The sequence below is a fragment of the Enterococcus sp. AZ194 genome, assembly GCF_051713825.1.
GTDB lineage: Bacteria > Bacillota > Bacilli > Lactobacillales > Enterococcaceae > Enterococcus_K.
Window position 1 is genome coordinate 2597566 of the sequence record NZ_JBIOQR010000001.1, and the last position, 20255, is coordinate 2617820.

Below are 20255 nucleotides of genomic sequence, written 5' to 3' on the forward strand. Positions count from 1 at the left end.
GTTGTTCACCTACACTTTCTCTTTCAGATTTTTGCCTAGAATTCCTGCAGGTCTAATTAGTAGAATAAGAATTAGCACCCCGTAAACAACGGCATCTTTATAGTCAGAAAAACCAATCGCTGTTGTTATTGTTTCAATCAGCCCAATTACAAACCCGCCTAATGCTGCGCCAGGAATAATTCCAATTCCACCTAAAACAGCTGCAACAAAGGATTTTAGACCAGGAACTACTCCCATCATTGGGTCGATAGAATTGTAGTAAAGCCCAATTAACATCCCACCAGCGGCTGCTAAGGCTGAACCTAATGCAAAGGTAAATGAAATTGTTCGGTTGACATTAATTCCCATTAATTGAGCAGCATCTGCGTCTACACTAACGGCACGCATGGCTTTTCCCATCTTTGTCTGTTTCACAATCAATTGTAAGAGAATCATTAAAGTTAAGGAGATTCCTAAGATTAATAGTTGAATGTTGCTGACTTCGATAAAGCCCAATTTATAAGAATGACGTTGTATGGCTTGAGGAAACGCTCGAGTACTTGAACTGAAGAAATAAATCATGATATTTTGCAAGAAAAATGAAACCCCAATTGCAGTAATTAAAGCCGCAATTCTTGTTGATTTACGCAAAGGTCTGTAGGCTAAAAATTCAATTGTTACCCCGACGACCGCACTTAACGCCATGGATAAGACAAGGGCAGGAAAGAAGCCCATATTGAATTGATTAATTAAATAATAGCCGATAAAACTTCCAATCATATAGATCTCACCATGCGCAAAATTGATTAGTTTGATAATACCGTATACCATGGTATATCCAAGCGCCATAAGAGCGTAGATACTTCCAAGGAATAGGCCGTTGATTAATTGTTGTAAAATTAGTTCCATTGCCATCACTTCCAATGTTTTTTTCGTGTTGCTTAAAAAGAGGCTGGAACAAAAAACTCTTGTGCCAGCCAATATTTTCATAAAACGAGTCATTCTATCATTATCTATACTTTTTATTTTTTGACTAGACAACGATTAATTTTTGATTTTTAGGGTGTTACCGTTTCAGCAGAAGATTCTTTTCCTTCTGTTAAACCAAGGACAACGATTGGTTTTTCCGGATTATGGTTTTTATCCATCGCCATCTCACCTGTAACGCCAACAAATCCTTTAATCTTAGTTAACGCTTCAGTAATTTTTGCTGAATCAGCTGAATCAGCTTCTTCAATTGCTTGTTTTAGCATGTAAACAGAATCGTATCCTAGTGCATTAAATGCAGAAGGCTGTTTGTTATATTTTTTGTTGAAGGCTTCCACAAATGGTGTTACTTTGTCTGTCGCAGGTGCTTCGGTTGAGAAGTGTCCCGTGTAGAAGACATTTGAGACATTTTTTGCGCCAGCTGTTTCAACGAGTTTTTCATCTCCAAAACCATCTGCTCCGATGATAGGCTGTTCAATACCCATTTCACGTGCTTGTTTAATAATTAAGCCAGCTTCTGTGTAATATCCTGGGATATAGATAACGTCAAAGTCTTCATTTTTGATTTTTGTTAAGATTGCTTGGAAATCTTTATCTCCTGCTACAAAGTTCTCTTCTTTAACAACCGTTCCTTTATACGTATCTTTAAAGGCTTTTGTCAAACCAATTGCATAGTCACTTGAGTTGTCTCCGATAATTACGGCTTTATCAGCTTTTAAATTATCTTGTGCATATTTGGCTAGGATAACTCCTTGGAAGCTATCTTGGAAACAGACACGGAAGATAAATTCCTGAACCGTCTCATTTTGAATTGTAATACTATCATCTGTTGCAGACGGTGTAACTGCAGGTACCGCTGCTTTTGTCATGTTTGGAATGGTTGATTTAACAGAACCTGATGTTGCTGGTCCAACAACAGCTACGACTTTATCATTTGTTGTTAAGTTGGCTGCAATTGAAGCAGCTTCATCATTATCGGACTTATTATCTTTTTCGATTAATTCAATTTTCTTTCCTAGGACGCCTCCATCTGCATTGATTTCTTCAACGGCTAAGTCGATTCCTTCTTTTTCAGCATAACCATAAGCAGCAACTTTTCCGGAAAGCTCCATATTCATTCCAATTTTGATTGTATCTCCTTCTGCTGAGTTTCCAGATTTTTTTGGTCCGGCTGCTCCTCCTGCACCACAGGCTGATAACAACAGCAAGCTCGCAAACAAAAACGCAAATTTTTTCTTCATTTTATTTCCCCCTTTTAATCTTTTTTTAAGATATGTATATCAATATACTGAAAAATCAAGGGCTTGTCAATGAATTATCAGAAAATTTGTATAATTCAGTCAATTAAAATTACTCTGTTTATTTTTGGATTTTTAAAGAAGTCAAGAAAGACAATAAGTGAAGCGCATACATTGGTTTAGCGCGGTTTCGCTACTTTATTTTTTATTCGAATAAAGTGAAATAAAAAAAGACACGAACCAGAATCTAAGAGCTTCAAAAGCTTTTCGTTCGAGTTCGTGTATCTATTTGTATCAACTATTTACTTATTGGTTTATTAGCGCTGTGTAATTTGCAGCGGCACCGACTAGATTGGCATCATTTCGATAATCACATAAAAGAATTTTTGGAACAAAGTCATTTAGCTGTTGTAATGCTAATTTTTCGCCCATTCGTCGATTAATTTCGTCTAGAAGGCCTTCTTTTGAAGAGATACCACCACCTAGTACAATCACTTCAGGATCAAAAGCAAATTGAATACTAAACAATCCTTGTGTCAAATATTCATAAAAGTTCTCCACTTCTTCTTTTGCTAGTTCGTCACCTGCTTCAGCAAACTCAAAAACTTCTTTTCCTGAGAAAGCTGTTTTTTCAAGTCCTTTACGTTCACAGTAGCGCCAAGCCATTTGTACGGCAGTTCCTAAATTACTGAATGTTTTTCCACCATTTAAGAACATAAGGCCAAATTCTCCCCCATATAAATGAGCACCTTTAGAGATTTCCCCATTTATAAACAAGGCACCACCAACACCTGTACCAATGACAACAAAGGCGACATTATCGTAGTCTTTTGCCGCTCCTTGATAAAATTCGGCCATACCCGCACAGTTGGCATCATTTTCTATGGTAATCGGTAGGCCAAACAAGTCTCTCAACTCGCTAAAAATATCAAATCCATGAATATAAGGAATTGCACTAATTCCTTCGATTCTTTGCGTTTCAACATTCACCACTCCTGGTGCACTAATTCCGACTCCATCAAAAGGCTGATCCATTTGATCGGCAACCTTTTTTAATTGTACTTTCATTTCTTCCCAACTAGCTGGTGTCGTAAATTGGTTTTGTTTTTCTAAGGCTTTTCCATTCCAGTAACCATATTTAACAGCTGAACCACCAAAATCAAAAACTAATAAACCCATAATTTGTGCCTCCAATAAGTTAAATTCAAAAATCAATTCATCTTATTGTACGACATTAGGAAAGAGCTTTCAATCAGCTATTTAAAAAATAGTTACTTTCCCTTAGATCATTTGATTCAGGATTACTTGATCCGTTAATAAAATACCCTCTTCATAAATTTTTTCACTGTAATGAGTTAAAAAATAGTCTTTCACTCGTGCCACTTCTTGAAACCCTTGGCTTTTGTAGAGCGCCAAGGCAGAAAGTGTACTGTTCCCCGTTTTAACCAAGACTGGAAATGGTGAGTAAGGTTTATTCGCGCCAATCTCTATTAACGCTTGTTCAACTAGCTGTTTGCCAAGACCTTGACCTTGATAAGCAGAATCCACTGCTACGTTCATCAATTCCGCTTCCTCTTCACGTATTTGATAAGCTAAGCAGCCAATGATTTTCTCTTCTCTGACGGCTACTAAAATCTCTGAATGGTTAATGTAACCTTCGACAATCTCTTTTTCTGGATCGGCATCTAACAGTAAGTGCCAAGGAAGTGGTTCTGTTTGTAGTAATGACCGAATCATCTTTCTCTCCTATAGGTATATTCTGGTTGAATTTGATCGATTGTATTTCTTTTTAAACTAAATTTTCGTGGGACGTAGTCTAGTCCACCTTTAACTAGTGGATGACAGCGCAAGATGCGAGAAATCCCCATTAATGTCCCCTTAAACGCACCATGCACAGTAATCGCCTGTATCATGTACCCAGAACAGGTCGGATAATACCGACACCTTGGAGGAAATGCAGGCGAAATATATTTCTGATAGGCTCGAACCAATCCGATTAATATTTTTTTCATTTATTATGCAGTCCTTCATTTGATTTGAAAAAGAGACAAGAACGAAAACGAATGTTTTGGTCTTTGTCTCTTTTATTGTTATTTGAAAAAAGTAAAAATGTGATCCCAAAGGTCATGACTGAACACAGACAAAGGTTTTCCTCCACCTATCACACCATACCCAATCATCATTCCGATGACGAAAAGAAGCATAATTAAGACAATGACCACTACTATTTTAAGTAGTGAAAATAAAATATGTCGCGTAGCACCCATTGAAACGCCTCCTTAACTTGGGACTTAAGCAGTTACGGTAGCAGCTGAGGGAGTTTTTTCATTTTCTCCAACACGCTCTACATTTGCTCCTAAACCTTGTAATTTTTTATGGAATTGGTAGTAACCACGGTCTAAATATTTTAAGTTGCGAACACGAGTCATACCGTTTGCACGTAAGCCAGCTAAAATTAAGGCTGCCGCCGCACGCAAGTCAGTCGCATAGACCTCAGCACCTTGTAATTCATGTGCACCATCGATAATCGCAATATTTCCATCAATCTTAACATGTGCATTCATTCTGCGTAGTTCTTCAAGATGTTGGAAACGATTTTCAAAGACTGTTTCTGTCGTTACGCTTGTCCCCTTAGCAACCAATTGGATAGCTGTCATTTGTGCTTGCATATCTGTTGGGAAGCCAGGGTGTGGCATTGTTTTTACGTCAGTTGATTTTAATTCTTTGGGTCCAATTACGCGAACCCCATTCTCTTCATCTGTAATCGTTGCACCCATCTCAATTAGTTTTGAGATTAGTGGACGGTTGTGTTCAGAGATAGCATCTTCAATCAAAACATTTCCTTGAGTCATCGCTGCAGCAACCATAAATGTGCCGGCTTCGATTCGGTCTTGAACGATTGAATGTTCTACAGCATGTAGCGAATCTACGCCTTCAATACGCATCGTTTCAGTTCCAGCACCATAAACTCTGGCCCCCATCTTGTTTAAGATGTTTGCTAAGTCAACAATCTCAGGTTCACGAGCGACATTTTCAATAATAGTCGTACCCTTTGCTCTAACGGCTGCCATCATTATATTTTGAGTTGCACCAACACTTGGGAAATCTAAATAGATAGAATTTCCAATTAATTGGTCAGCAATAGCTTCAATATAGCCATTTTTTTGTATAATCTTCGCTCCTAATGCTTGGAAGCCTTTTAAATGTAAATCAATTGGTCGTTTACCGATTGCACAACCACCAGGCATTGCAACCTTGGCATGGCCATTACGTGCAAGCAATGGTCCCATGACAACGATTGACGCTCTCATTTGACTCACATACTCATAGGGTGCTTCGATTTCTAACTCTTTTGTCGCATCCAATGTTACTTGTTTTAATTCCTCGTTAAAATCAACATCTACATTTAAGTGACGGATCACTTGATTCATGGTAAATACGTCTGATAAAATTGGTACATTTTTTAAAGTGGTCGTGCCTTCTTCAGCTAGTAAGCTTGCAGCTAAAATTGGTAATACAGCATTTTTGGCACCTTCAATTTCAACAGTTCCTTGTAATTGATTTCCACCTTGAACAATAATTTGTTCCATTTTGTCCCCTCCACACATTCTTTTGCGTGTTTCTTCACACAAAAATCTTTTCTATTATAGCACTATTTGTCCCTAAATAGTAGCCTTTCTTGTATTTATAACCCGACATAGAATAAATTTCGGCAGAGAGCAATTAGTTCTAAGAAAAAACTACTTGCTGTATAGCCTAAAAAAATAGAAAATAAGACAATCACCATGCGAACTTGGGTTGGCATCATGACTTTAAATAGTGTTTCTACTCGCAAAGAACGTAAGGCCCAAAAAGCCAAATAAATAAATGTTAGGTGGCTAACGATACGAACGATTGCATCCACTCCATAAACTTGCATAAGTCTCTCCTTGCCAATTCTTTGAGTATAGAATATTAACATACTGATAATAACACAAATAGAGGAAAAGGAAAATCGTTGCGCACTCGAAAGATTATTAAAAGTCTTTAAGAAAACTAAAACAGATAAAGGGTCATTGTCATTTTAAGAATTGAGAATAAATTTTATAGTTTTTATTTTCAAACTACGAAGCTCTCTGGAAATAATGGCATCCTCATATGTGGGAAATGAATCGTTATTATTCACGGACAAATCAAGAATGTGACACTCGTAATTCAGATTTTCCCTTAATAAAAAATGAAGATAATTTGGCTGCCGTCTTCTTTTTTTTCGTAAATCCTACAGCGAAAAGCAAAAGAATAATCATGTACACTATTTTGGCTAATCTGGTTATGACTCCTATAAGACTCAGGTAAAATTGTTCAAATAATCGTGAGTAGTAATGATAAATATTCTAGTCATTCCCATCATTTGAGGTAGAGCCGATAAATCTAAGAATCATCAAATAGCCTCGGCAAGCCGAGGTTTTGAGTTTCCATTAGGCAATCAATTCCTACCATCCTGCTTTAATCATCTATGAATAAAGCAGTTTGCATCCAGAATTCCTTCCATCAAAAAGTTTATAGTCTGGCCGCAAGCGACTCACCTAAGAACGTTGGTGATTCCATTGTTTGGCTCGAGCCAACTGTAAATACTTGGCAAACAGCTGACAATTGCCAGTTCCACTTTTTCAGGACCATTCTCTAAAGGTGAAACACCTTAAGAATTGAAGGACGTTGTTCCGCTCTCAACAACTTCTACGCATGGGACATGCTAGAGTTGAAGGTTCGAAAAATAAGCTGAAATTGCTGTTCTACATCTATTTACAAAGTAAATAGATGTAGAACAGTACCTACTCGGTGCTGTAAAACACAACGAAGTATGAGTTGATGTAGAACAGTACCTACCCGGTTCTCGGAGTTAAACACTTCTGTCCCAACCTCGCTTGCGACCAGACTGCGAACTTTTTGATGGAAGAAATCATGGATGGGCCTTGCTACGTTGGTCTCATGAAAGGTGCTGGAAAGCCTATTACCGTAAGTGCCTAATAACTAGGTACCTATAATTAAGCAACACCTCCGAGTATACTTGGCTTAACAAGTAAATTGGAGGTGTTTGTTTGACCAAGACAAACGAAATTGTACCCATTCAGATTCATACACAGCCAGACCAGAAACAAAATCAGAAAGTAGCGAGTGCGAAGCTAGCTGCACGAATAAAAAGAAAAGATGGCTCTGAAATACATCTTTATAATGGTATCAGTAGTTATATTCTTGCCGCAGTGCTTAGGGAGTTGAGATGACGTGCTTCTTGATTTCACTAAAGTAAAGAACTTGTATATCGTCACTGGGAAAACAGACCTTCGTCGTGGAATTGACGGATTGGCGAGTCTCATCCAACAAGAGTACGAGCTAGATGTTTATTCAGATGCCCTCTTCCTTTTTTGCGGTAATCGATGTGATCGTTTCAAAATTTTGTATTGGGATGGTGACGGCTTCCTCTTATGTTATAAAAGGATTCAAGATGGCCGACTCAAGTGGCCTAGAAAAAAAGAAGAGGTTCGACAACTAACTAGTCAACAAATTCGTTGGTTATTTGAAGGGTTGGACATCGATCAACCCAGGGCGATAAAGCCAGGGAAAAGAGGCCAATTCTAATAGATAAAAACCGTAATAAACATTGATTTAATGCGGTTTTTATCTGTTTTTTTGTTCTAAAAAATGGTATAATAAAGGGAAGGAAAATAGATAGAATGGTGGTGGATTTTTTTGGATATATCGACAGATGTAAGTTCAACAAATAACGTTGAGATTGATGTAAATGTCTTACTTGAACTTTTAAAAAATCAGACTGAAACGATTGATTCTCTAAAGAAAACCAACCAAGCATTAACCACCGAAATTCAACTACTGAATGAAAAACTCAACTACTTTATGAATCGCCAATTCGGGCGCTCAAAGGAAACTATTTCCTCAGATGTTAGTGGTCAATTAAATTTATTCACAGAGGAACTCGAAGAGGCCTCTATATTTACCGTACCCAAAGAAGAAAAACCGGCCCCTGAAAAAAAGTCTAAAAGGAAGAGTGGCCAAAAAGCTGAGAAAATCGCGCACCTTCCTTTAACTGAAATACACCATGAACTTCCACAAGAAGAACGTTCTTGTGAACAGTGTGGTACTCAAATGATTGATATCGGTACAACAAAATTACGTGAAGAGGTCCGATTCCATCAAGCAATGTTGGATCGATTGGCTCACATTCAACACACTTATTGTTGTAAGGCATGTGAAAAGGCAGATGTTTCTTCCTATAAGAAGGCACCTGTTCCTAAACCAGTCGTCCCAAATAGTTTAGGCTCAAACAGTATTATTGCGGAAACAATCCGTCTAAAATTCGGTCAAAAAAGTCCAGCGAATCGCCAAGAAATTTATTGGCGAGAAACACTCGGACTCGATATCTCACGCGATAATATGACAAACTGGCATATCAAAGCTTGTCATCATGCGTTAGATCCGGTTGCCGAACGATTCAAACATTATTTGAATCAAGAAGAGATTCTTCATGCAGACGAGACGAGCTATCAAGTGATTCAGAGTAAAAAAGCAAAAACCTATTACTGGCTCTTCTCAACCGGGAAACATAGTGCACAGCCTATTGCCTATTACCATCATGCAGAGTCTAAATCTGGGACAGTACCGAAAGAGTTTTTGTCTGACTTTAAGGGGTATCTTCATTGTGATGGCTATGCAGGGTATAATTATGTAACGGATGTGAAGCTCGTCTATTGCCTTGCGCACGCACGTCGAAAGTTTTTTGAAGCCATTCCAAAAAATGGTAAGGCCGAACATACGCCAGCAGTTGTCGCTGTGAAAATGCTTGACATCTGGTTCGAGCTGGAACGTAAATGGAAGGAAGTCACCATTGAGGATCGTTTTGATAAGCGTCAAGCTTATCTGAAGCCATTAGTGAATAACTTTTATGAATGGTTAGATACGTTCGTTGCCGTCCCCAAATCGAAGCTAGCGAACGCCGTTGAATATGTACGGAAGATACGAAGCGGTTTTGAGCGAATCTTTGAGGATGGACGATTGGAATTAAGTAATAATTTGGCCGAGCGTCACATAAAAGAGCTGGTGATTGGGCGAAAAAATTACATGCATTCCTGTAGTTTAGAAGGCGCACGAACATCAGGCGTGATTTTGAGTATCTATCGAACGGCAGTGGCTAATGGTCTCGACCCGATTCGGTATATAGAATTCCTATTTGATCGCGTGCCAAATATGGAGACGCTATCAGATGAAGGGTTAGATGCCTTACTTCCTTGGAAACCAGACGTTCAAGCTTTATGTACAACCACTTACAAATAGACCAAATAACCTAAGCTTAGTATAAGACTTGGGTTATTTGGCGTGTAGGTACTATTTTATTAGGCACTTACCTATTACCAATAGCTTTCTTACACCTCAACATTATATAATCCCTTTGCAGTTCAAAAAAGATAGAAAGTCTTGTGTAAACGACTTTCTATCTTGGTTCAATAATCAGTATATTAACTGTGTTTTGATACTTTGATACGATTGATTGCTCGGTGTAATGCAACGGTTGCTCGACTAAGCTCATCTATATCCTCATTTTGTTTTGCTTCTTTAATCATCTGTTCAGCGCGTTGTTTTGCACGTTCGGCACGTGGAACATCAATATCACGTTCACGTTCGGCACTATCGGCAATAATAGAAACAACATTCTCTCTGACTTCCATAACCCCGCCGTTCACAGCAACCCAATCCACATGGGTGTCTGAGTCAACGCGTTTAATCCGAACTTCGTCAATGGCTAAAGGAACAATGATTGGTGCATGTCGAGGTAAAATCCCCACTTCACCATCAAGAGTTTTTGCAACAACGATCACGGCATGATGGTCATAGACAAGGCCATTTGGAGTAACCACATTCACGGTTAAATAATTATCCATGGGGCACCCCTTTCTAGTAACCTAATGTTTTTGCTTTTTCGATGACGTCTTCAATACGACCGACACTTCGGAAGGCTTCTTCAGGAAGAGCATCATGTTTGCCGTCTAAGATTTCACGGAACCCCTTGATTGTTTCTTCTACTGGTACATAAGAACCTGGTTGACCAGTAAATTGTTCAGCTACGTTAAAGTTTTGTGATAAGAAGAACTGAATCCGACGTGCACGAGAAACTAACACTTTTTCGTCATCAGATAGTTCGTCCATCCCTAAGATAGCAATAATATCTTGTAATTCACGGTAACGTTGTAAGACATGTTGAACCTCTGTTGCTACTTCGTAATGTTCTTCGCCAACAACTTCTGGTGCCAAAGCACTTGAAGAAGAAGCCAGTGGGTCAACGGCTGGATAAATCCCTTGTTCAGTCAATTTACGCTCTAAGTTAGTGGTTGCATCCAAATGGGCAAAGGCTGTTGCTGGAGCCGGGTCAGTATAGTCATCGGCTGGCACATAAATCGCTTGGATTGATGTGATAGAGCCTTTTTTCGTTGATGTAATTCGTTCTTGAAGTTGGCCCATTTCTGTTGCTAATGTTGGTTGGTACCCAACGGCAGAAGGCATACGACCTAAAAGTGCTGATACTTCAGAACCCGCTTGAGTGAAACGGAAGATATTATCAATGAATAAAAGAACGTCTTGTTGTTCAACATCACGGAAGTATTCAGCAATGGTTAAACCAGTCAAGGCAACACGCATACGTGCACCTGGTGGTTCATTCATTTGCCCAAACACCATGGCAGTCTTCTCAATAACGCCAGAATCCTTCATTTCATAGTATAAGTCATTTCCTTCACGTGTTCGTTCACCCACACCTGTAAATACAGAAATCCCACCATGTTCTTGCGCGATGTTATGGATTAACTCTTGGATAAGGACGGTTTTACCAACTCCGGCACCACCGAACAACCCAACTTTCCCACCTTTAAGATAAGGGGCTAATAAATCAATTACTTTAATCCCAGTTTCAAGAATTTCAGTACTTGTACTTAATTCATCAAAATTAGGTGCTTTTTTATGAATTCCGCTACGAGGTGCATCTTCTGGAAACGGTTCTTGCAAGTCAATTGTGTCACCTAATACGTTAAACACACGACCCAAAGTTTCTTTCCCGACAGGAACAGAAATCGCTTTTCCTGTATCGATAACTTCCATTCCACGTTGAAGACCGTCTGTAGATTCCATTGCGATTGAACGAATGACGCCATCTCCTAGTTCTAGGGTAGCTTCTAAGACGACTTTTTGTCGATTTTCATCATTTTTATAAACGACTAAGGCATTGTTAATATCTGGTAATGAATGGTCAAGTGAAAACTCCACGTCAACAACGGGACCAATAACCTGAACAATTTTGCCTGAATTCATTTGTATTCCTCCAATCATGACATTACTCTAATGCAGCTGCTCCAGCTACGATTTCGGTAATTTCTTGAGTAATTGCTCCTTGACGAGCACGGTTATATGAAATAGTTAAATCACTAATAATATTTTGTGCATTGTCGGTCGCAGTTTTCATTGCGGTCATTCCGGCAGCATGCTCTGCTGTTTTTGCATCAACAATGGCGCCATAAATCAAACTTTCTGCATACTGAGGTAATAACGTGTCCAAAATAATATCTTTAGATGGTTCTAAGATGTATTCTTGTTCATACGTTGTTGCTTCATCTGCATCCAAGTCAGAGATAGGTAACATTTTTTCAACACGAAACTGACTGGTTAATGAGTTAATATGATGGTTGTAACAAACATATAACTCATCAAACACTTCGCTTTCATACATAGTTGTTGCCATTGAGACGATTTTACGAACTTCTTCGAAACTAGGTTGATCAGATAGATTACGTAGTTCATAAGCTAAGTTGATGCCACGAGCTTTGAAAAAATCAGCACCTGTTGCTCCAATCGCAATCATTACGTACTCATCTTGTGAAGTATGATCATCAGAAAGCATGCCCATCGTTTGTTTCAAAATGGAGCTGTTGTAACCTCCAACAAGTCCACCATCTGAAGTGATTACGATGTAGCCCGTTTTCTTAACCGGACGTTTTAACAGCATGCTGTGATAATTTAAGGCATCATTTGATGTAGCTTCCGTAATTTCTTCCAAATCTGCCAATTGTGAAGCCACTAAATGGGTAACAATTGAGCGTACTTTAGAAGCATACTCTTGGAAATTTCTTGAAGAAGCTTCTGATTTCGTCAATTTTGCTGCGGAAACCATTTGCATGGCTTTCGTAATTTGACTCGTTTTTTTAGTCGAAGCAATCCGTTGCTTAATTTCATTTAAGGAAGCGCCCATTGTTTTTCACTCCTTTATTAGGCATTTTGGATCGATTGTAACTGTTCTTTTGCCGACAAACCTTCTCTATTAGAAGCAACAAAAATTTCTTGATAGTTCTTGATTGCTTCATTCAACTTCTCTTCATCTGGTAAGTCTTTTGTTTCACGAATCGTTTGGAATAAATCTGCATGATTGGCATCAATATATTCAAATAAAGATTGTTCAAATTCTAAAATTTTATTCACTGCAATGCTATCTAAGAAGCCGTGAGTTAATGCATAAAGGATAACGACTTGTTTTTCAACAGCTAATGGTGCATGAAGTTTTTGTTTCAAAATTTCAACTGTTCGACGGCCGCGATTTAATTTTGCTTGTGTAGCTGCATCCAAATCTGAACCGAACTGAGTGAAAGCTTCAAGTTCACGGAAGCTTGCTAAATCTAGACGAAGCGTTCCAGCTACTTTTTTCATCGCTTTAATTTGGGCAGAACCCCCAACACGAGAAACAGATAGTCCTGCATCTACGGCTGGTCTTGTACCGGCATAGAATAAATCACTTTCTAAGAAGATCTGTCCATCTGTAATTGAGATAACATTTGTTGGAATGTAAGCAGAAATGTCACCAGCTTGTGTTTCAACAAATGGTAAGGCAGTCATTGAACCACCACCAAGTTCATCACTCAATTTGGCTGCACGTTCTAATAAACGTGAATGCAAGTAGAAAACATCCCCTGGGTAAGCTTCACGACCTGGTGGACGGCGAAGTAGTAAAGAAAGTTCACGATAAGCAACGGCTTGTTTTGATAAGTCATCAAAAATAATCAAAACGTGTTTGCCATTGTACATGAATTCTTCACCCATAGCAGTTCCAGCATAAGGTGCGATATAAAGTAATGGCGCAGGTTCAGAGGCACCAGCTGTAACGACAATTGTGTAGTCAAGGGCACCATATTGACGAAGAGTCTCAACCTGTGCACGCACGGTTGAATCTTTTTGACCAATCGCAACATAAATACAAATCATATCTTGCCCTTTTTGGTTGATGATTGTATCAATGGCAATCGATGTTTTCCCAGTCTTTCTATCACCAATGACTAACTCACGTTGGCCACGACCGATAGGAACGAGTGCATCAATTGCTTTCAAGCCTGTTTGCATCGGTTCGTTAACTGATTTACGCTGCATAACTCCTGGAGCCATTGCTTCGACTGGACGAGTCTTATCTGTTTTTATTTCTCCTAAACCATCAATTGGTTGACCTAAAGGATTCACGACACGACCAATTAGGCTTTCCCCAACAGGAACTTCCATAATTTTACCTGTGCGTTTTACTTTATCCCCTTCACGAATGGTTTCAAAATCACCTAGGATAATAATCCCAACGTCATTTGATTCTAAGTTTTGCGCCATGCCGTAAGAGCCATTTGAGAATTCCAATAGCTCCCCACTCATTGCGTTGTCTAATCCATGGGCACGAGCAATCCCGTCACCTACATAGGTAACTGTCCCAATTTCTTCTACAGAAAGCTCGTTTTGATAATTTTCAATTTGTTGTTTAATCAAGGCACTAATTTCTTCTGCTTTGATAGCCATTCGATTCACCTCTTTAATACATTTCTGTTCTTATTTTTTAATGAGTCTAGTGATCGTTTCTAATTGTTTCCCGATGCTACCATCTATAACTTGGTGATTCGCTTCGACCACGACGCCACCGACAATTGATGGGTCCACCTTATTGGCAAGTTTGGCCTCTTTGTAACCTAAATATTGTGCGATTTTTACTTCCAGTTTTGATTTTTGTTCTTCTGAAAGGGGCACTGCTGTAGTTGCAACACCTGAAATCAAGCCTTGTTGTTCACCGAACCGATGCTCATATTCTTCAATCATTAAGAGCAAATCGTCCATCCGGTTATAGTTAAAAACGACTTCTAAAAACTTTTTGATTGTTCCTTCGTAATGCAACACTAGTTTATCCATAATCGCCCGTTTTTCATTAGGTTCTAAACGTGTATCACTTAAGATATTCCCAAGGTCAGGCAATTCTGCATAAACGTCTCTTAAACTTAATAATTGTTGGTAAATCTCTTCTGTTGCTTGCTCTTCCATCGCCAAGTTGAACAAGGCTTTCCCATAGCGTTTACCAACTGTGTATTTATCTAGTTTCATTTGTTGAACCTAGACCTTCAATATATTGATTAATTAAAGATTCATGTGATTCAGGTGTCAATTCTTTTTTAAGAATTTTTGCTGCAATCTGTAGTGAAAGATCAGCCACATCGTCTTTGACAGATGTTAAAGCTGCGTCACGTTCCAAAAGAATATCGTTTTGCGCTTTTTCTTTTAAGCGACTAACTTCTTCTTTTGTATCTTTTAAGATGGTTTGACGACTAGCTTCTCCGTTTTCTTTCGCTGTTTTAAGAATATCGGCTGCATCTGAACGAGAAGCAAGTAATTGTTGCTGACGTTCTTGTTCAAGTTTAGCAGCTGATAGTCGAGATTGTTCAGCAGAATCTAAATCATTGGCGATTTTGTCTTCACGTTGTTTTAGTAGATCAGTGATTGCTCCCCATGCGAATTTTTTTAATAGAAGTATGAGGATTAAAAACGCACCACTAACAACTAGCATAGTGCCTATCATAGAGTTCCCCTGTGCTTCGGCAATAACCAATTGATTAAACATAGATGCTTCAACTTCCTTCCTGTGTCAGAGTTTCTCGTTAAAGAGTCTGAGATGAAACGCCACATATAGAAAGAAAGCAGCGACGGTGTCCCGAGTAATCGGCGTCCTGCCTTCTTTGAAAAATTTAGATAAAGATAAGTAGTAAAGCAACAACTACCCCTAGAATTGGCACAGCTTCAATCATACCAACCCCGATAAACATTGTTGTACGTAATTGTCCTGACATTTCAGGTTGACGAGTCATTGACTCAATTGTTTTTGAAATTACTTGTCCGTTACCATATGCTGCACCGATTGATGCGCCGAAAATTGCGATTGCTGCTGCGATATATTGCATGATTATTTTCCTCCTAAGATAATGTAGCTTTTTTATTTTATTCCTCGACTTCAATTTTGTGACTCATGTAAACCATTGATAATGAGACAAAAACAAAGGTTTGGATACTACCAATGAATATTGAAAAACCAATCCAAATCATTTCTAGCGGGATGGCCAACGGGATACCCCAGCCTCCACCTAGTCCACCTAATTTTGATGAAATTAAGGTAAGAAGTACTTCGCCTGCGTATATGTTTCCATATAGACGCAAACCAAGAGTCAGAACGTTGGTAAATTCTTCCATAAATTTTACTGGTGCTAAGAAAGAAACAGGTTTAAAGAAGGAATTTGTTACGTATCCTTTTAATCCAAATCTAGCAGCTCCATACAAGTTTGAAAGAACGATTACCATGAATGCTAAGGTTAGTGTCACTATCGGATCTGCGGTTGGGCTTTTCCAAACAGATAACTCACCAGGCAAGACAATCTTCGTTACTAAACCTAACATATTTGATACAAAAACAAATAAGAATAATGTAAAGGCTAATAAATGAAAATTATTCAACTCTTTCTTTGGCATATTGTCAGTAATGATTCCCCTGACAAAGTCGATTGCCCATTCGATGGCATTCTGCTTTCCTTTTGGCTTCATGGTCAAATTTCGTGTGCAAAAATAAACGGTGAAAAAAACAATTGCGCACGTTAGTAAGACCATCAAACAAATCGTTCCATCAAACCAAATGGGGCCAATGTGAAAAGTTAATGATTTTTCATCCAATTCATTTCACCTCTTTTCCCGTAAACTCATCTCTAGATACTGATCCAGTGGTGGTATGTCGTTACAAATATATGATGACATTGGGTATCATACCACCATGAATCAGAAATTTCAAAGCATTTTCATGAAAAATAGACATTTTTTTCACTTTGACTAAAAAAGAAGAATTTTCCTAATAAATTATTTGTCAAAATATGAGTTTCTTCCTATATAAGAGTGACAAAAAATAAGCGCCCAAAATTCATGAATTGTTTCCTAGATAGTGTAATGCTATCAAACTTTCGTAAATAGTAAAAGAAAATCTATTGAATATGTGAAAAAGTATATTTACCCTATCTAGAATAATTTTTTAAAGTACGACTAATTTGTCGATCTACGTCTTTTCGTTTTAGGTCTTCACGCTTGTCGTATTGTTTTTTCCCTTTAGCAATTCCGATTAAAACCTTCGCGTACCCATCGCGAATATAGACTTTTAATGGAACAATTGTAATCCCTGTAGTCTTACTTTCTCCTATTAGTCGCGCAATTTGTTTTTTGTGAAGCAACAGTTTGCGTGTTCGCAACGGATCGTGATTAAAGATGTTTCCTTGTTCATAAGGACTGATATGGACATTGTATAAAAAGGCCTCGCCATTACGGACACGAACAAATCCATCTTTTAGATTTATTCGTGAATTTCTAATTGACTTAATCTCAGTCCCTTGGAGGACCATTCCAGCTTCCATCGTATCCAGCACGGCATAATCATGGCGTGCCTTTTTATTTTGGGCAATTAATTTCCCTTCTCCTTTAGGCATAAAAGTCTCTCCTAGCTATTTTTTCTTTTTCTTGCCTTTTTTGGCAATTCCTTTATAAAATGGTTTCTTTCCTTTACCAGTACCCGATGATTTCCCGTTACCTTTTTGTTTTTTCTTATTTCGGTAAGACGGCCCTTCTGTTTTTTGTTTGGATTTGTGTGAGCGGTATTCATCTGTCGGTTTTCGGCGTTTTTCTTTTTTCGGTGCTTGAAGTTTGGCAATTTCTTCAGCTTCTAACAATTCAAAGTCGATTTCTCGTGTTTCGGGATCTGATTTGACGACTTTAATTCGAACCTTTTGACCAATTTTGAAGGTCATTCCCGTTCGTTCACCCACCAAAGCTAAATGATTTTCTAAGAAGTGGAAATAGTCTTGTTTTAACTCATTAATATGAATCAAACCTTCAACGGTATTGGGCAGCTCAATAAACAGACCAAACTTGACAACAGAGCTGATAATACCATCGAACTCTTCCCCAACCTTATCCGCCATAAATTCTGCTTTTTTCAGTGAATCAACTTCTCGTTCTGCCTCTACTGCACGACGTTCCATTCGAGAGCTATGCTCGGCAATCTCTGGCAGAGCTTCTGCCCACTTATCTTGCATTGTTTCGCTTTTATCCATGCCATACGAACGAATTAAACGGTGAACAATCAAGTCTGGGTATCGACGGATGGGTGAAGTAAAATGAGTGTAGTACTCAGCTGCTAAGCCGTAATGTCCATAATTGGTTTCAGAGTATTTTGCTTGTTGCATACTACGTAAAAGCATGGTGTTAATAACAGCCGATTCTGGTTTGCCTTCAACCTCTTCAACGACCTTTTGCAAGTCTTTAGGCGTAATCGTTCCTTTTGTTCCGCGTACAACGATTCCTAGAGCTGCAGCAAAATCAAAGAAACGTTGCATCTTTTCCTCTTTTGGTTGTTCATGGATACGATAGATAAAAGGGAGCTTTTGGCGCGTAAAATGCTCAGCAACGGTTTCATTTGCAGCGAGCATAAAGGATTCGATTAAACGCTCACCAATTCCTCGACTTCTTAATAGAATGTCCACTGGATGGCCCTCAGGATCAACCAAAATCTTGGCTTCGCGATCTTCAAATGAAACCGCCCCCCGTCTAATTCGCATTGCTTCCAAAATTTGATGGAGTTGCCCCATCTCTCTAAACATCGGGACTAATGCTTCGTATCGTGAGATTGTTTCTGGATTCTGTTCTTCCAAAATCTCATTGACAGCCGTATACGTCATTCGTTCGGTTGTTTGAATCACACTTTGAAAAATCTCATGTTGGACAATGTTTCCTAGTGAATCAATCTCCATCTCACAGCTCATGGTTAAACGAGGTACTTTGGGATTTAATGAGCAGATGCCGTTTGAGAGTCTTTGAGGAATCATCGGAATTACCCGGTCCGTTAAATAGACACTGGTCCCACGCTCAAAAGCTTCACGGTTCAACTGACTTTTTTCTGTCACATAATAAGAAACGTCAGCGATATGCACACCAAGGAAATAATTGCCATTTGGTAATCTTTTCACGGTCACAGCATCATCCAAGTCCTTGGCATCTGCCCCGTCGATTGTAACAATCAATTGATCGCGTAAATCTCTACGGCCAGCTAAGTCAGCTTCCTCAATCTCATCAGGGACGTTATCGGCCTCTGAAAGCACATCATCTGGAAAGCTTGTTGGAATCCCATTAGCGACAATCACCGATAAAATATCCATTCCGGGATCATTTTTATGACCAATCACTTGTTTGATAATTCCTTCTAGACTTGTTGAGTAGCCTGGCTCTGGATAATGGGTAATTTCAATTAGAACAATGCTACCATCTACAGGACGGACGCCTTCTGCTATGGCATACACCTTGAAGTTTCCTAACTTTTTATCTTTCGGCAAAACAACGCCATATAAATCTGTTTCAGCAGTTTCGTCGGCTGTGTAGGCGACAAACTCCCCAGCAATTTGGGTAAGCTTCCGTTGTCGAACTTCGACAACTTTTCCTTCTGCCCCTTTGTCTGAAAACGGGTCAGAGGTTTTTAAAATATCAATCGCCACTGTATCTCCGTCCATCGCAAAACCAGTTGCTTCTTTGGGGATATAGATATCCCCTTCTTCAGGATCAATCGTCACAAACCCAAATCCCCGTTCATTTGCGCGGAAGGTTCCTTCAACTAAAGCTGGCGAAAAAGGCAGTTTGATTTTGCCTTTTTTATTAAATTCAATTTGTCCAGACCGCTCCATTGCGGCAACGGTTTGAACGAGGCTCTTAAAGTCTGCACTTTTTTGAAGACCTAGTGCCTCTGCAATTTGTTCCATCGAAAACGTCTTTTTTTGACTGGTTTCCATATAGAACAATAATTTCTTTTGTATTAGTTCTTGATTCATTCTTTTTCCTCATTCCAAGGCAAGTCGTTTAGATAATTCAATACGTCTTGCTGTAATTGTCGTCGATCTTGTCCAACAGTGATTACGTGTGTACTGTTTGGGTACCACTGAAGTGTATATCGACTATTTTTTAATGCCTGTGCAGTTTTAAAAACATTGGTTGCCTCAATCATCTCATCTTTTCCGGCCTGTGCCAAAAAGACGGGGACGTTAATCATTGCTAACTCAGTCGATACTTGCTGTGCGACATCTTGAATGGCTAGCAGTTGATTTTTAGCCAGTGGATCAAATACTGCAAGTCTTGATTGAAGCTCGTCCGGTGTGGCACCTGCAACTTTTAGTACTTGTTTGGCATATAACATAAAGTTTGGATACACATGATTATTTTCCGGAAAAATAGGCGAACAGAATAAGCCGCCACCAATAATTGTCGGATCTTGTAACTCCAAAGCTTTCATCGCATAAATACCGCCCATTGAAAGACCAAAGACAGCGATTTGTGCATAGCCTTGCTCTTTTAAAAACGATAGCGCGCGCAAAGTGTCTTGCCACCATGTGTTTTTATCTTGCTTTAAAATATCTAATGGATCTAATGTTCCGTGCCCCGAAAAGATGGGTGAATACACACTGTAGTCGGCACTTTCTAAGTAACGACTCATCATTCGGACATCGTTTGAACTCCCCGAGTATGCATGAAGCAATAAGACAGCTCGTTTGCCGTGAGGTGCAAAGAGCGGCTTGGGTAAATTAATTGGTTGTTTCATTGAGACTCACCTCTTCAGTTCCTATTCTACCATAGATTGTTTATGAACTTTCGGCCAGA

General features: G+C 39.0%; 22 protein-coding genes. 3 read left to right on the plus strand and 19 right to left on the minus strand.

Annotated features, from left to right (window positions below; translation table 11 throughout):
- Positions 1 to 9 precede the first annotated feature (9 nt).
- The 8 genes from IGI37_RS12185 to IGI37_RS12220 all read right to left on the minus strand — a co-directional run bounded on the left by IGI37_RS12185 (position 10) and on the right by IGI37_RS12220 (position 6123).
- On the minus strand, positions 10 to 888 hold the full coding sequence (locus tag IGI37_RS12185; RefSeq protein WP_438762253.1) for a branched-chain amino acid ABC transporter permease: 879 nt from the start codon (positions 886 to 888) through the stop codon (positions 10 to 12).
- A 149-nt stretch (positions 889 to 1037) separates the two neighbouring features.
- Positions 1038 to 2207: an ABC transporter substrate-binding protein gene (locus tag IGI37_RS12190; RefSeq protein ID WP_438762254.1), complete on the minus strand. Its 1170-nt coding sequence runs from the start codon at positions 2205 to 2207 to the stop codon at positions 1038 to 1040.
- 303 nt (positions 2208 to 2510) lie between these two features.
- Complete coding sequence (locus tag IGI37_RS12195; protein ID WP_438762255.1) at positions 2511 to 3383, minus strand: ROK family protein; 873 nt, start codon at positions 3381 to 3383, stop codon at positions 2511 to 2513.
- A 102-nt stretch (positions 3384 to 3485) separates the two neighbouring features.
- Positions 3486 to 3941 (minus strand): GNAT family N-acetyltransferase, encoded by a 456-nt coding sequence (locus IGI37_RS12200; protein WP_438762256.1) that lies wholly within the window; start codon positions 3939 to 3941, stop codon positions 3486 to 3488.
- Positions 3938 to 4216, minus strand: a complete 279-nt coding sequence (gene yidD / locus IGI37_RS12205; protein ID WP_438762257.1) for a membrane protein insertion efficiency factor YidD — start codon at positions 4214 to 4216, stop codon at positions 3938 to 3940. The genes IGI37_RS12200 and yidD overlap by 4 nt, the downstream gene beginning before the upstream one ends.
- Positions 4217 to 4294: 78 nt before the next feature.
- Entirely contained in the window at positions 4295 to 4471 is a 177-nt protein-coding gene (locus IGI37_RS12210) for a DNA-directed RNA polymerase subunit beta (RefSeq protein ID WP_438762258.1), read from the minus strand.
- A 24-nt stretch (positions 4472 to 4495) separates the two neighbouring features.
- Positions 4496 to 5794, minus strand: coding sequence for a UDP-N-acetylglucosamine 1-carboxyvinyltransferase (gene murA / locus IGI37_RS12215; protein ID WP_438762259.1), 1299 nt, complete (start codon positions 5792 to 5794; stop codon positions 4496 to 4498).
- Between the two features lie 95 nt (positions 5795 to 5889).
- Complete coding sequence (locus IGI37_RS12220; protein WP_438762260.1) at positions 5890 to 6123, minus strand: DUF1146 family protein; 234 nt, start codon at positions 6121 to 6123, stop codon at positions 5890 to 5892.
- A gap of 1159 nt (positions 6124 to 7282) precedes the next feature.
- Between IGI37_RS12220 and IGI37_RS12225 the strand changes: the two genes are divergently transcribed.
- The 3 genes from IGI37_RS12225 to tnpC all read left to right on the plus strand — a co-directional run bounded on the left by IGI37_RS12225 (position 7283) and on the right by tnpC (position 9530).
- Complete coding sequence (locus IGI37_RS12225) at positions 7283 to 7465, plus strand: hypothetical protein (RefSeq protein WP_438760623.1); 183 nt, start codon at positions 7283 to 7285, stop codon at positions 7463 to 7465.
- A 1-nt stretch (position 7466) separates the two neighbouring features.
- On the plus strand, positions 7467 to 7820 hold the full coding sequence (tnpB, locus tag IGI37_RS12230; RefSeq protein WP_438759491.1) for an IS66 family insertion sequence element accessory protein TnpB: 354 nt from the start codon (positions 7467 to 7469) through the stop codon (positions 7818 to 7820).
- Between the two features lie 117 nt (positions 7821 to 7937).
- Entirely contained in the window at positions 7938 to 9530 is a 1593-nt protein-coding gene (tnpC, locus tag IGI37_RS12235; RefSeq protein ID WP_438763647.1) for an IS66 family transposase, read from the plus strand.
- 182 nt (positions 9531 to 9712) lie between these two features.
- Here tnpC and IGI37_RS12240 read toward each other — a convergent pair whose 3' ends face one another.
- The 11 genes from IGI37_RS12240 to IGI37_RS12290 form a co-directional block, all read right to left on the minus strand.
- The gene (locus tag IGI37_RS12240; protein ID WP_438762261.1) at positions 9713 to 10135 is read right to left on the minus strand and encodes a F0F1 ATP synthase subunit epsilon; all 423 of its coding nucleotides are present in this window, start codon (positions 10133 to 10135) and stop codon (positions 9713 to 9715) included.
- A gap of 13 nt (positions 10136 to 10148) precedes the next feature.
- A complete protein-coding gene (gene atpD, locus IGI37_RS12245; protein ID WP_438762262.1) occupies positions 10149 to 11555 on the minus strand; it encodes a F0F1 ATP synthase subunit beta in 1407 nt (468 codons plus the stop codon).
- A 22-nt stretch (positions 11556 to 11577) separates the two neighbouring features.
- Positions 11578 to 12489, minus strand: a complete 912-nt coding sequence (locus IGI37_RS12250; protein ID WP_438762263.1) for a F0F1 ATP synthase subunit gamma — start codon at positions 12487 to 12489, stop codon at positions 11578 to 11580.
- Between the two features lie 17 nt (positions 12490 to 12506).
- Positions 12507 to 14063 carry a F0F1 ATP synthase subunit alpha gene (gene atpA, locus IGI37_RS12255; RefSeq protein ID WP_438762264.1) on the minus strand — a complete coding sequence of 519 codons (1557 nt, stop codon included), beginning with the start codon at positions 14061 to 14063 and terminating at the stop codon, positions 12507 to 12509.
- Between the two features lie 30 nt (positions 14064 to 14093).
- On the minus strand, positions 14094 to 14636 hold the full coding sequence (gene atpH, locus IGI37_RS12260) for an ATP synthase F1 subunit delta (RefSeq protein ID WP_438762265.1): 543 nt from the start codon (positions 14634 to 14636) through the stop codon (positions 14094 to 14096).
- Complete coding sequence (gene atpF / locus IGI37_RS12265) at positions 14623 to 15150, minus strand: F0F1 ATP synthase subunit B (protein ID WP_438762266.1); 528 nt, start codon at positions 15148 to 15150, stop codon at positions 14623 to 14625. The genes atpH and atpF overlap by 14 nt, the downstream gene beginning before the upstream one ends.
- A gap of 124 nt (positions 15151 to 15274) precedes the next feature.
- Positions 15275 to 15487: an ATP synthase F0 subunit C gene (gene atpE, locus IGI37_RS12270; RefSeq protein ID WP_438762267.1), complete on the minus strand. Its 213-nt coding sequence runs from the start codon at positions 15485 to 15487 to the stop codon at positions 15275 to 15277.
- 37 nt (positions 15488 to 15524) lie between these two features.
- Complete coding sequence (gene atpB, locus IGI37_RS12275) at positions 15525 to 16247, minus strand: F0F1 ATP synthase subunit A (RefSeq protein ID WP_438762268.1); 723 nt, start codon at positions 16245 to 16247, stop codon at positions 15525 to 15527.
- A 332-nt stretch (positions 16248 to 16579) separates the two neighbouring features.
- Entirely contained in the window at positions 16580 to 17044 is a 465-nt protein-coding gene (smpB, locus tag IGI37_RS12280) for an SsrA-binding protein SmpB (RefSeq protein WP_438762269.1), read from the minus strand.
- Positions 17045 to 17059: 15 nt separating this feature from the next.
- Complete coding sequence (gene rnr, locus IGI37_RS12285) at positions 17060 to 19432, minus strand: ribonuclease R (protein ID WP_438762270.1); 2373 nt, start codon at positions 19430 to 19432, stop codon at positions 17060 to 17062.
- Positions 19429 to 20196: an alpha/beta hydrolase gene (locus tag IGI37_RS12290; RefSeq protein ID WP_438762271.1), complete on the minus strand. Its 768-nt coding sequence runs from the start codon at positions 20194 to 20196 to the stop codon at positions 19429 to 19431. The genes rnr and IGI37_RS12290 overlap by 4 nt, the downstream gene beginning before the upstream one ends.
- Positions 20197 to 20255 lie beyond the last annotated feature (59 nt).

What these genes read in the sequence shown, in the direction of transcription:
- IGI37_RS12220 (WP_438762260.1), bottom strand. Translation starts at nt 6,123, where the DNA reads ATGCAAGTTTATGGAGTGGATGCAATCGTTCGTATCGTTAGCCACCTA.
- rnr (WP_438762270.1), bottom strand. Translation starts at nt 19,432, where the DNA reads ATGAATCAAGAACTAATACAAAAGAAATTATTGTTCTATATGGAAACC.
- IGI37_RS12185 (WP_438762253.1), bottom strand. Translation starts at nt 888, where the DNA reads ATGGAACTAATTTTACAACAATTAATCAACGGCCTATTCCTTGGAAGT.
- IGI37_RS12290 (WP_438762271.1), bottom strand. Translation starts at nt 20,196, where the DNA reads ATGAAACAACCAATTAATTTACCCAAGCCGCTCTTTGCACCTCACGGC.
- atpA (WP_438762264.1), bottom strand. Translation starts at nt 14,063, where the DNA reads ATGGCTATCAAAGCAGAAGAAATTAGTGCCTTGATTAAACAACAAATT.
- atpH (WP_438762265.1), bottom strand. Translation starts at nt 14,636, where the DNA reads ATGAAACTAGATAAATACACAGTTGGTAAACGCTATGGGAAAGCCTTG.
- IGI37_RS12195 (WP_438762255.1), bottom strand. Translation starts at nt 3,383, where the DNA reads ATGGGTTTATTAGTTTTTGATTTTGGTGGTTCAGCTGTTAAATATGGT.
- IGI37_RS12190 (WP_438762254.1), bottom strand. Translation starts at nt 2,207, where the DNA reads ATGAAGAAAAAATTTGCGTTTTTGTTTGCGAGCTTGCTGTTGTTATCA.
- IGI37_RS12210 (WP_438762258.1), bottom strand. Translation starts at nt 4,471, where the DNA reads ATGGGTGCTACGCGACATATTTTATTTTCACTACTTAAAATAGTAGTG.
- murA (WP_438762259.1), bottom strand. Translation starts at nt 5,794, where the DNA reads ATGGAACAAATTATTGTTCAAGGTGGAAATCAATTACAAGGAACTGTT.
- IGI37_RS12250 (WP_438762263.1), bottom strand. Translation starts at nt 12,489, where the DNA reads ATGGGCGCTTCCTTAAATGAAATTAAGCAACGGATTGCTTCGACTAAA.
- atpF (WP_438762266.1), bottom strand. Translation starts at nt 15,150, where the DNA reads ATGTTTAATCAATTGGTTATTGCCGAAGCACAGGGGAACTCTATGATA.
- IGI37_RS12240 (WP_438762261.1), bottom strand. Translation starts at nt 10,135, where the DNA reads ATGGATAATTATTTAACCGTGAATGTGGTTACTCCAAATGGCCTTGTC.
- atpE (WP_438762267.1), bottom strand. Translation starts at nt 15,487, where the DNA reads ATGCAATATATCGCAGCAGCAATCGCAATTTTCGGCGCATCAATCGGT.
- IGI37_RS12200 (WP_438762256.1), bottom strand. Translation starts at nt 3,941, where the DNA reads ATGATTCGGTCATTACTACAAACAGAACCACTTCCTTGGCACTTACTG.
- smpB (WP_438762269.1), bottom strand. Translation starts at nt 17,044, where the DNA reads ATGCCTAAAGGAGAAGGGAAATTAATTGCCCAAAATAAAAAGGCACGC.
- yidD (WP_438762257.1), bottom strand. Translation starts at nt 4,216, where the DNA reads ATGAAAAAAATATTAATCGGATTGGTTCGAGCCTATCAGAAATATATT.
- atpD (WP_438762262.1), bottom strand. Translation starts at nt 11,555, where the DNA reads ATGAATTCAGGCAAAATTGTTCAGGTTATTGGTCCCGTTGTTGACGTG.